Source organism: Psychrobacter immobilis, assembly GCF_904846225.1.
Classification (GTDB): domain Bacteria; phylum Pseudomonadota; class Gammaproteobacteria; order Pseudomonadales; family Moraxellaceae; genus Psychrobacter; species Psychrobacter immobilis_F.
This window is the reverse complement of record NZ_CAJGZJ010000015.1, coordinates 67497-77861: the sequence shown is the minus strand read 5'-3', so window position 1 is coordinate 77861 and position 10365 is coordinate 67497. Positions and strand designations below refer to the sequence as shown.

At 39.3% G+C, this 10365-nt stretch carries 12 protein-coding genes; 11 read left to right on the top strand and 1 reads right to left on the bottom strand.

Features of this window, described 5'->3' with window-relative positions; translation table 11 throughout:
• Window positions 1-431: 431 nt before the first annotated feature.
• From JMX48_RS10565 to JMX48_RS10520, 10 genes are all read left to right on the top strand, one after another.
• Window positions 432-773, top strand: a complete 342-nt coding sequence (locus JMX48_RS10565) for a YqcC family protein (protein WP_201537530.1) — start codon at window positions 432-434, stop codon at window positions 771-773.
• Between the two features lie 247 nt (window positions 774-1020).
• On the top strand, window positions 1021-1407 hold the full coding sequence (locus JMX48_RS10560; RefSeq protein WP_201537528.1) for a hypothetical protein: 387 nt from the start codon (window positions 1021-1023) through the stop codon (window positions 1405-1407).
• Window positions 1408-1476: 69 nt separating this feature from the next.
• Window positions 1477-2004, top strand: coding sequence for a CbrC family protein (locus tag JMX48_RS10555; protein ID WP_201537526.1), 528 nt, complete (start codon window positions 1477-1479; stop codon window positions 2002-2004).
• A 245-nt stretch (window positions 2005-2249) separates the two neighbouring features.
• The gene (locus JMX48_RS10550) at window positions 2250-2795 is read left to right on the top strand and encodes a shikimate kinase (RefSeq protein WP_201537524.1); all 546 of its coding nucleotides are present in this window, start codon (window positions 2250-2252) and stop codon (window positions 2793-2795) included.
• 101 nt (window positions 2796-2896) lie between these two features.
• The gene (locus JMX48_RS10545) at window positions 2897-3241 is read left to right on the top strand and encodes a hypothetical protein (protein ID WP_201537522.1); all 345 of its coding nucleotides are present in this window, start codon (window positions 2897-2899) and stop codon (window positions 3239-3241) included.
• A gap of 480 nt (window positions 3242-3721) precedes the next feature.
• On the top strand, window positions 3722-4021 hold the full coding sequence (locus tag JMX48_RS10540; protein ID WP_201537520.1) for a hypothetical protein: 300 nt from the start codon (window positions 3722-3724) through the stop codon (window positions 4019-4021).
• Between the two features lie 313 nt (window positions 4022-4334).
• Window positions 4335-5198 (top strand): hypothetical protein, encoded by an 864-nt coding sequence (locus tag JMX48_RS10535; RefSeq protein WP_201537518.1) that lies wholly within the window; start codon window positions 4335-4337, stop codon window positions 5196-5198.
• A gap of 143 nt (window positions 5199-5341) precedes the next feature.
• The gene (locus JMX48_RS10530; RefSeq protein ID WP_201537516.1) at window positions 5342-5755 is read left to right on the top strand and encodes an OsmC family protein; all 414 of its coding nucleotides are present in this window, start codon (window positions 5342-5344) and stop codon (window positions 5753-5755) included.
• A gap of 1 nt (window position 5756) precedes the next feature.
• On the top strand, window positions 5757-6221 hold the full coding sequence (locus tag JMX48_RS10525; RefSeq protein ID WP_201537515.1) for a flavodoxin family protein: 465 nt from the start codon (window positions 5757-5759) through the stop codon (window positions 6219-6221).
• Between the two features lie 33 nt (window positions 6222-6254).
• Entirely contained in the window at window positions 6255-6911 is a 657-nt protein-coding gene (locus JMX48_RS10520; RefSeq protein ID WP_201537513.1) for a DUF938 domain-containing protein, read from the top strand.
• Between the two features lie 129 nt (window positions 6912-7040).
• Here JMX48_RS10520 and JMX48_RS10515 read toward each other — a convergent pair whose 3' ends face one another.
• Window positions 7041-7832, bottom strand: a complete 792-nt coding sequence (locus JMX48_RS10515; RefSeq protein WP_265088783.1) for a dienelactone hydrolase family protein — start codon at window positions 7830-7832, stop codon at window positions 7041-7043.
• A gap of 434 nt (window positions 7833-8266) precedes the next feature.
• Here JMX48_RS10515 and JMX48_RS10510 point away from each other — a divergent pair, with 434 nt between their 5' ends.
• Entirely contained in the window at window positions 8267-10354 is a 2088-nt protein-coding gene (locus tag JMX48_RS10510) for a catalase (protein WP_201537511.1), read from the top strand.
• Window positions 10355-10365: the final 11 nt, after the last annotated feature.

Sequence of the window (10365 nt, the reverse complement as noted above, 5' to 3'; positions counted from 1 at the left end):
GCCATGTGAGAGTAGGTCATCGTCAGCTCTCTATTCCTCATTACCCCCTTACACAAAAGTGTAAGGGGGTTTTGTTTGCGTGGGGGTTGAGGTAACTCGCTCATCCATTGCTTAAAAGTCTCCCTTCACTACTCACTTTTACTTTCCTCATCCGTATTCCCCACAGTATGCCCGCGTCTCTCAGTTCGATAAATCTTTTATTATGCCTCATGCTTTTTTACTAGATATAATGACTTCATGGCTGTGAATTTGTTAACACAATCTATCTTTCTATTTATATTGTGGATTAATTCTATCAGTGCTAAATTTATAGCATCATAATTTCTTAAGTTACTTAGACGGTGGTTTACTAAATCTATAATTTTTTTATATGAAATTAATAGCTTTAGCAGATTGGTGCGTAAATCATTAGCTTCAAGGGAATCATAAGTATGAGTATTATAAGATTTTTTAAAAAGCATTCTAAAAAAGATCAAAAAATCCTCTTAGCTCTTGATAAGATTGAAGCCGAAATGAAAAAAATCGGACTTTGGCAAGAAAATCCTCCAAGTGTTAATGTAGATAACTATCTTCAAGCACCGTCTTTCGAGCTGTGGCTGCAATGTGTCTTTTTGCCAAATGCTCGTAAAGCGGCGCAGACAAGTACGTATCCTAATAGTAGCCAAGTTGGATTGATGGCTATGCGGCAATATGATTATCACAGCCGTGTAGAAGAAGCCTCTAATCTAGTAAGCCTCCTGCATGATTTTGATAAATTGGTGGTAGGCAAGTAAAGAATGGCAGATGCAAACATAGTTATGGCTTTTCTATTACGTCTTCCATTCGACTACATGTACTTGCGTACTGCGGGTATTAGACAGCTGCACAATTCAACCTAATCGCTCTTCTATTAAAATTCTTATCGTTTGCGTTGCTGATATGACTGATATTTAATCATCGAAATAATCAAACCAATATCTACACTCGTCGAGACTGGTTAAAACCTATTTTTAGTTTAACGTTAATTTAATTGGATTTATCATGTATCAAGAAGGTGAGATAGAAATATCTAAGTGTCAGTGTTGCCATGAAATGTTTCCAGTATTCACGTTCGTAGCAGATACAGATATGCTGACAGTCGGTTGTGTTGCACTTACTGCACTAGGCAATCGAATAGCCTTAACTGAGCAGCGGCAGGATGAAACGATAGATGAACTAGAAGCAAGAGTTGGGGTAGGTTTCAAATCTGTGTCGGTATACTACATAGACACTCCAATTAAACCTAACTTATCTTTTTCAGAGTTTCGCAAGCGTTATAAACCACCAATGCCGATATATTCATGCATTAAGTGTGGCGGTAATTCAAAGGTAGTGCGAAAGGAAACAAGAAAAGAATTTTTGGGTTATGGCACTATTACAGTTTACTAGGCCAGTTAATAATTCTGTTAAATATGTTGAGTTAGATTTCCATGTGCATTAGCTTTATAAGGAAAGACAATGATTCTACCATCATTTAAATATCATCCAAATCCAATCAATACCGGTGCAATTGAGACAACTAAAGAAGAGTGTGAATGTTGCGGTAAATCTAGAGGCTATAGGGCTACTTCCACAATACACTCAGTAGACGAAGTCGAGACCATTTGTCCTTGGTGTATTGCTGATGGTTCTGCTGCTAAAAAATTTGACGGAGAGTTTTCAGATTCTCATCCATTGTTTTCTGATGGGATCAGAAAAGATATTATCGAGGAAGTGTGCGAGCGGACACCAAGCTTTATTTCTTGGCAACAAGAACGTTGGCTATCCCACTGCGATGATGCTTGTGAATTTCATGGCGATGCTGAAAAGTCAGACCTTGAAGCTCTTTCTGGTGAAGAGTTAAACAAATTCTTAGCTGCTGAATATATAAAAGCTGAAGATTGGCCAAATATATTACAGTCGTATCATAAAGGTAGTGACCTAGCAATATATAAGTTTACGTGTAGGGTCTGTCGTAAAAATCAGTTTTATACCGATTACAGTTAATAACACTCAGTTAAAACTTCACTCTAATCTAATCTAATGTAAGCTTAAGACTTAGACTATATAGTCAGTGAAAAATAATATAGATATGTCACACACTGCCAAAATCAATTTTCTTGCTTACTGTGCCTGCGCAGACAGAGGCTGCAAAAATTGATTTTAGCAGTACTGTAGCGCTTTTAAAATATTTAGACTATACGTGATTGAGCAGGCGCTAAAAAAATCCGATAAAGTTTTAGGTAAAAGGTATGAAAAGAATCAATGTGATCGGCACTAGCGGAAGTGGTAAATCTACCTTTAGCCGTATGTTAGCGACGACATTGGGTTATCCCTATATTGAAATGGATGCGATGTTTTGGCAACCTAATTGGCAAGAATCTAGTGATGAAGAGTTCTTTGCTAAGCTTGAAAGTTGTCTGTCGCAAGACAGCTGGGTTCTTGATGGTAATTATAATAGGACGGTTGATATAAAATGGGTAAATATTGATCAGGTTATATGGATAGATTACCCGTTCTCTCGCACGGTTTATCAAGCAGTAAAACGCGCGTTTCTTCGCTCAGTCATCAAAACGGAGCTTTGGGAAAATACTGGTAATATTGAGACATTTGGTAAGTCATTCTTTAGCCGTGATTCCATTATTATCTGGACATTAAAAACCTATAAGCGCAACCGTATCCGCTATACAGAAATGTCCAACGATCCTAAGTATCGTCATATAGAGTTTATAAGACTGAAAAGTCCTAAAATGGCTAAGGCGTATATAAATGGGATACGCGTATCGTCAATTATTTGAAGGTCAGACATTTGTAGTTGACTTGGTTCCGATCTTTTTAATACCTCAGCCACCTATCACTTAGAATTATAATACAGCTTTAATAGCCTTTGGAAATTGTCATGAATGTCACTGATATAAAAGTATTTGTTCCCAGTAAAGACTATGAAGTCTCAAAGGCGTTTTATTCGGAAATTGGTTTTAAACCTAAATTTATAATAGATGATTTAACGCTTTTTGAGAATGGAGCGTGCTCTTTATATTTGCAACGGTTTTACAATCAAGAGCTGGCAGATAATTTTATGCTGCAAATTTGCGTGTCAGATATCGAGGAAGCATTCAATGTGTGCTCAAGCTCGGAGCATAAAACTAGAATCACATCTATTCAGCAAGAGGCGTGGGGCAAGGTATTCTATTTATGGGGACCAGCGGGTGAGCTGCTTCATATTGCCGAGTTTGATCGTTAATAACGAGTTCTGCAAAGATAGGTTTTGTGCAGTGCTCCAAGCTAGCTCTCGTTGTAGGTATTATTTTAGATGTGTATATCAAGGATAGATGTGTGAGTATTCAAAGAGTGGCACTCATCACAGGTGGTGGTCGAGGTATTGGTGCTGCCACAGCGAAGCTGTTTGCCAAGCAAGTAAGTTGCTGAAGCAATCTATTGGCTGGCGTCAGATAAATCCTCTTTTTCGACTGGCAATTTCTTAGATATCACAGGTGGATTGTAAATGGAGTAAAGAATTTGAGAATGAATACCAAATGTATGGCATTTTTGTTTGGTTCATTTGCTTGCTTCAGATAAATCCTTATTGACTATAATCTCATTTTTTATTTAACTTTTTATATTTATCTTTGAAAACATACTAAAGTAACTTTCTATATGACAATTATATTGTTGATTAGTAATATCAGTGCTAGATTAATCGTTGTAACGTACAGGAGGATGAATGGAGCTTTTTGATATAGCGGTAAGAGTAGCTGAGCTAGGTCTGATCGTATATGAAAATTACGATGAGCAAGAACTTCAGGTTGCAAGACCTGCATCACTGCAAGGCTCCTTGTTTCGGGGTTGGACTGAAGATCAATTGTCAGCGATTGGTACTACGTTATTAACAATTAATGCGCCTTCAGCAAAAGTTACTATGAGAGGAAAAGGTAGAAAGGCTAAATATTTGGTTAATATCAGTATTTCTGCTGCACCAGGTCCTGGACCAGAGTGGTTTAATGAAGAGTTTAAAGATACTTAAGCAGTATTTGAAGCGATAAAAGAATGCTACTTCTCTGATCGAATAGATTCTAGCAATGCGTCATTGGAAAGCTGGTTTGGAAGGTAAGTTTAGTTGTAGTAATTCATTAATGTTTCGTTTCTAAATTAACATCTACTAGGATGTTTAGTTTAAAGAAAAAACTTAGTCACTAATTTTTTATGTCTTATCGGAATAATCGAGAACATCAGGAACCTTGTCATAATTTAGGCAATGAAATTCGAGAGTTTGATAGTTGGAAGATATCTATGTTTTACCAAAAAATTATATAAATATTAAACTTTAAGGTAGTGCTATGACATCCATAATATGTTGGAGAAATAAGGAAGATTTTGACAGTATTTGGGCAGTTAGTGATTCGAGAGTTTCTAGCGGTAGCAATATTATGATAGATAATTGCCCAAAATTATTTCCAATCACAGCATATACGTTTGAAAGTTCTGACTATCTAAAGACACATCCTAAAGTTCTATTTAGGTTTGGATTTGGGTTTGCTGGTAGTACTTTAATTGGTACAAATGTAAAAGAAATGCTTAGTAGCTTTCTATCCAACTTAAGGGAAATCAACTACTACGATGCTCCTAATTATCCAACTGACAAAAAAATGCCTTCTTTGATGGATGTTGCAGAATTAACTAAAAAGATAGGCGATATATATATAAAGAGTTTAGGCTTGCTTTTTCCGAAAAATACAAGGTGTGAGTTTGTAATTTTCGGCTATTGTAAATCAGAGGGTAGGTACTTATCGATTAAACTATCGAATAGCCCTGAGTCTCCAGCTGAAATTAAAATTGAAGAGGTGGATATATCCGATAATTCATATCTTATCCTTGGAGATAGGAAAGATGACATTGAAAATAAAATTGAAAAGATAAGATTAAAGTTCGAATCTGATACTATCAATTGGTGGAGGTCTCCTATCATAGTATTGACTAGTCTGCTGAAAGATAAAAGTGTAAATAGTATTGGTGGGTATTTGCAGCTATGTATAGCTACTCGTCTAGATGCAAGAACGCTTTTTTTATCTACATCAGAGCCTTTTGATGCTCGGTTTGTTGGCTTTAAATTGTTTAAAGATATAATAACATTAGGGGGCTATTCTATAAACGTTTCTGGCGGTGTAGGTATGACTATACCTAGTGAGGATGGTTGGAATTAATGCTTACATTATACATTTATGAAATTTTTTCTAACAGTATTTAAAATCTGTATATATTATTCTATTTAAACAGTTTGAGCTTTATATGTTATATCAATAAAGTATCTAATAATAATCCAATAACAACCATCAAAGAGAACCCTATGACCACATCAAAAGTAACTTACCAAGGCGATTTGCGAACTACCGCCATTCATCTGCAATCAAACAATGAAATTATCACCGATGCACCAACTGACAATCAGGGCAAAGGCGAGGCGTTTTCACCAACTGATTTGCTAGCCACCAGTTTAGCCAGTTGTATGCTGACCATTATCGGTATCAAAGCCGCTGATATGGGCATTGATATTACGGGTACTACCGCTGAAGTGACCAAGATTATGGCAGCCGACCCAAGACGCGTAAGTGAAGTGCATATCATTGTGACTTTTAATCAGACGCTTGATGACAAGACGCTAAAGATATTTTATAACACAGCTTTGACATGTCCTGTGGCCAATAGCTTGCATCCTGATATCACTCAAAACGTCGTCTTTAGCAACGGCAATCAATCTTGAGATGGCTACCAAAACATTACTTATCGTTGCGCATGCGCCATCACCTAATACTGAAAAGTTGGCGCAAGCGGCTTATAAAGGTGCCAATCATCCTGATATAGATATTAATGTGATTCTTAAGTCGCCTCAGGACACGCAGCCAGAAGATGTGTTGGCAGCAGATGCAGTATTGTTAGGGACGACTGAGAATCTTGCCTACATGGCGGGAATGACTAAAGATTTTTTTGATCGCTGCTATTATCCTGTGCTGGAAGAAAAGCAAGGGCTGCCATTTGCTTTATACATTCGAGCAGGACAGGATGGTACGGGCACTAAGCTAGCTGTCAAGACCATTACCACGGGATTGCGTTGGTCGTGGATTCAGGGTGGTCTAATACTAAAGGGTGATTGGCAAGAGGAATTTGCTGAGCAAGTTGAAGAGCTAGCAATGACGCTTGCGGCTGGAGTAGAAGCGGGTATCTATTAGTTTTTGCTGCTGAATTGGGTTTAAAAGGCTGTTATGAATAATAAAAATTTAGGCAATACCGATATCAATCATGAAAACAAGCTAGTATTTTCTCAAGCTTGTGAGAACAACAAATATTCTATTTTGGCAGTTTTGCAAAAAGAGTTGGCAGACACTGTACAGGTACTGGAAGTTGGCTCAGGAACGGGTCAGCACAGCGTTTATTTCGCACCAGAATTGCCACATTTGAAATGGCAAACTAGCGATGTTTTGGCCAATCATGCTGCTATCCATGCTTGGCACGCGGCCTATCCTGCTACTAACTTGTATGCACCATTGGCTTTTGACTTATCCAGTGATTCAGTGCCTATTAACACTGATCTTAACATGCCGTACGATGCGTTATTTACGGCCAATACGTTACATATTATCGATTGGCCTTTAGTGGAGAGGTTATTTGCTTTGGCAGGAGACATATTGCCTTCATTTGGAAAGCTCATTGTCTATGGACCATTTAATGAAAATGGACAATATACCAGTGCCAGCAATCAACAATTTGACATGAGCCTACGCCAGCGCGATCCAAACAGCGGTATCCGTAATAAAGAAGATATCTTAGCGTTAGCAAACAAACATCATCTGATGTTGAGTAATACGTATGAGATGCCTGCCAATAATCAGCTGTTAATTTTTCAGAAAACTGAAAACTGAAAACTGTACGCCAAGCCTAGCAAATCATAAAGCACCACGATAGAGTGAATTATTACGCTATCATGATGCTATTTAAACCGTCATAATATTTTTAAATAAGAACAGGCCTTAAGAAAAATTAGTTTCAGTTTATTTATATGTATCCGCTAAAAAATCTAAATAACGCTTCCAAGAGCGCTCATCAGCTCGAGCATCATATTTGTCGCCACCGAATACGCTAAAGGCATGTTGCGCGCCGCCATAAGTAATCATTTCATGAGGCACTTTGGCAGCTTCCAAGGTCTTACCCAAAGTAGTAAAGCTCTCTAAAGATACCGATTCATCAGCAGAACCATGAAACACCAATATCTCTCCAGTCGTTTTATCATAACTTTGACCAGTTGGAATATCAAAAGCACCGTGGAAAGGCACAAAAGCTTTTTGCTCAAAGCCAGATCTTGCAATCTCTAAAGCAACCGTACCGCCAAAACAATAACCCATCGTTACGCCGTCACGGACATTGTTACCTTGTAGCTGTCCTGCCGTCAAAGCACCAGCAACGATGCGTCGCATCTTGTTTCGGTCATCATATAGTGCGCCAGTTAAGCGTTTATTCTCTTCAATAGAAGTAGGGCGAATGCCTTGCCCAAACATGTCTGCTGCCAGTACGTTGTAGCCTTCTTCTGCCAACATGTCAGCGCGCTTGCGCTCGTAATCCGTTAAACCATCCCAATCATGAATGAGCAAAATAAATGGGGCGTTTGCTTTATCCGCTTTAGCGTAATAGCCTTCGTATGCTTGGTTATCTACTGTATAGGTAACCGTTTTAGTAGTAATGGCGGCCGCCGTTTGGCTAACCGTCAAAGCCATTAGGCCGAATGACAAATAAGTGAGTGAAGAGCGGACAGAAAGGACGCGCGTAGACACTTGCAATGAAAACATAAATAGCCTCATATTTTGAATTAGAAAATAAACAGTCGGCTATCGAAAGTGCCCACTATCATGACAGGTTGTATTGGCGATTCGCTATTTACGTGCCACAGCTTATATAGCAGAGTATCAAACAAATGGTGACAACCTATGACTGATAGTAGCATGGGCTCAAAGCAGCTGGGCGTAAATTTTATACGTTGGATGCAAACATTAACCAAAAATCAACAAGGTTCGCCATGTTCCTTTTATTATTTTTAGTTACTATAATCCATTGATAAGTTTACAAATTTCTCTAAACCTAACCATTATTATTTTTACAGAACAATTTTATAAATTAGTCTCATTTGTATAGCGAAGCGATTATCTAATAAATTGTCATGGATAAGACCTAAAAATTTCATTCGCTTGGCAATTATAAACTCATTCATCAGCTAGGATATTTTATGAAAAAGAATATTGATCATAACGACCCCGCCAAAGACATGAACCCAGAGCGTGGTAATGGGGGCGAAACTCATCAACGCGCAGGGGATGACGATAAGGTACTTACGACGCAGCAAGGCGTTGCGATTAGTGACAATCAGAATTCTCTAAAAGCGGGTAGCCGTGGTCCAACGTTACTAGAAGATTTTGTATTACGTGAAAAAATCAATCATTTCGATCATGAGCGTATTCCTGAGCGTATCGTTCATGCTCGCGGTAGTGCGGCGCATGGTTATTTTGAGCTGACAGAGTCACTAGAAGAATATACGACGGCCAAAATCCTCACTGAAACAGGAAAACAGACGCCACTCTTTACGCGTTTTTCTACTGTAGCTGGTAGCAAAGGCTCAAAAGATACGCCACGTGATGTTCGCGGTTTTTCAGTAAAAATCTATACCGAAGAGGGCAACTGGGATTTAGTTGGTAATGATATGCCTATCTTCTTTATCCAAGATGCCATGAAATTTCCAGATTTAGTTCATGCGGTTAAACCTGAACCTGATCGCGGATTTCCGCAAGCAGCTTCCGCTCATGATACTTTTTGGGATTTTGTTTCTTTAAGTCCTGAAACCATGCATAACGTGATTTGGCTAATGAGTGATCGCGGGATACCGCGTAGCCTACGCATGATTGAAGGTTTTGGTATTCATAGCTATCGTCTGATTAATAAAGATGGCAAAAGTACCTTTATGCGTTTCCATTGGAAGCCAGTGCTTGGGGTGCAATCAACCACTTGGGACGAGGCCGTGAAAATATCTGGTGCTGATCCTGATTATCATCGTCGAGATTTGTTCGAGTCGATTGACAACAGTATGTTTCCTGAATGGGAATTCGGTGTGCAGCTATTTACCGAAGAAGAAGCAGATAAGTTCCCGTTTGACCATTTAGATGCCACCAAACTGATTCCAGAAGAAATGGTACCAGTCAAAATAGTGGGTAAAATGGTGCTAAACCGTAATCCTGATAATTTCTTTGCCGAAACTGAACAAGTAGCCTTCTGTCCATCGCATTTACCACCGGGTATCGACTTTAGTAATGACCCATTATTGCAAGGTCGTCTGTTCAGTTATTTAGACACCCAGTTGTCACGTTTGGGCTCACCAAACTTTGCACAGATTCCGATCAATGCGCCAAAATGCCCGTTTGCTAACAATCAGCAAGATGGTCATATGCAAATGCAAGTACCAAAAACACGCGTGCTTTATGAACCACAAAGTCTAGATCCGACACGCCCTCGCGAAAGTGCCAAACGTGGTTTTGAGTCATTTCATGAGCAGCTCGATGATGGCGTGAAAGGTCGTATTCGTGCTGAGAGTTTTGCAGATCATTACAGTCAGCCGCGTATGTTCTACCGCAGCCAAACGGCTACTGAGCAAAGTCACATTGCCTCTTCTTATGCCTTTGAGTTAGGTAAAGTTGATACGGCACACGTTCGTACTCGTACGCTTAGCCATCTAAGAAACATCGATGAAGAGTTGGCTAGCCGCGTTGCAAAAGCATTGGGTATGGAATTGCCAGAGCCTGCGGACGCAGCAGCACCTGTACAAGATATGGCTATTTCTCCTGCCGTAAGAACGATTGGCGTCACACCTAAGAGCTTAAAGGGTCGCCTAGTCGGTATTTTAGTTGCTGAAGGGTCAAGCCGTAGCGAAGTTGAGAAGTTCGAAAAAGCGGCTATCGCTGCTGGTGCGAGTGTCAAAATCGTCGCTCCTAATAAAGAAGTGACTTTAGATGATGGCACGCATATCCAAGCTGACGAGCGTTTGGCTGGTGCTCCTTCAGTAATCTTCGACGCTATTGTAAGTATCATCATGCATCCACCAGCCAAAAAGCTGGCCAAAGACAGCGCTGCATTAGACTGGTTTAACGATGCTTATGCGCATTGTAAAGCGATCGCTTATTGCCCTGCCACTGAAGAACATATCTTGAGTAAGTTACCTATCGAAAAAGATTCATTTGTGACGCCGCTTGATGATGTTGATGGCTTTATTGAAAATGCTAAAACGCGTCTGTGGGAGCGTGAGCCAAAAGTACGTGATTTGGCATAATCCATAAAATT

Bases quoted from the DNA above. Each gene is read 5' to 3' on its own strand.
- JMX48_RS10510 (WP_201537511.1), top strand. From the start codon at position 8,267: ATGAAAAAGAATATTGATCATAACGACCCCGCCAAAGACATGAACCCA.
- JMX48_RS10560 (WP_201537528.1), top strand. From the start codon at position 1,021: ATGTATCAAGAAGGTGAGATAGAAATATCTAAGTGTCAGTGTTGCCAT.
- JMX48_RS10540 (WP_201537520.1), top strand. From the start codon at position 3,722: ATGGAGCTTTTTGATATAGCGGTAAGAGTAGCTGAGCTAGGTCTGATC.
- JMX48_RS10530 (WP_201537516.1), top strand. From the start codon at position 5,342: ATGACCACATCAAAAGTAACTTACCAAGGCGATTTGCGAACTACCGCC.
- JMX48_RS10555 (WP_201537526.1), top strand. From the start codon at position 1,477: ATGATTCTACCATCATTTAAATATCATCCAAATCCAATCAATACCGGT.
- JMX48_RS10545 (WP_201537522.1), top strand. From the start codon at position 2,897: ATGAATGTCACTGATATAAAAGTATTTGTTCCCAGTAAAGACTATGAA.
- JMX48_RS10525 (WP_201537515.1), top strand. From the start codon at position 5,757: ATGGCTACCAAAACATTACTTATCGTTGCGCATGCGCCATCACCTAAT.
- JMX48_RS10550 (WP_201537524.1), top strand. From the start codon at position 2,250: ATGAAAAGAATCAATGTGATCGGCACTAGCGGAAGTGGTAAATCTACC.
- JMX48_RS10535 (WP_201537518.1), top strand. From the start codon at position 4,335: ATGACATCCATAATATGTTGGAGAAATAAGGAAGATTTTGACAGTATT.
- JMX48_RS10565 (WP_201537530.1), top strand. From the start codon at position 432: ATGAGTATTATAAGATTTTTTAAAAAGCATTCTAAAAAAGATCAAAAA.
- JMX48_RS10515 (WP_265088783.1), bottom strand. From the start codon at position 7,832: ATGTTTTCATTGCAAGTGTCTACGCGCGTCCTTTCTGTCCGCTCTTCA.
- JMX48_RS10520 (WP_201537513.1), top strand. From the start codon at position 6,255: ATGAATAATAAAAATTTAGGCAATACCGATATCAATCATGAAAACAAG.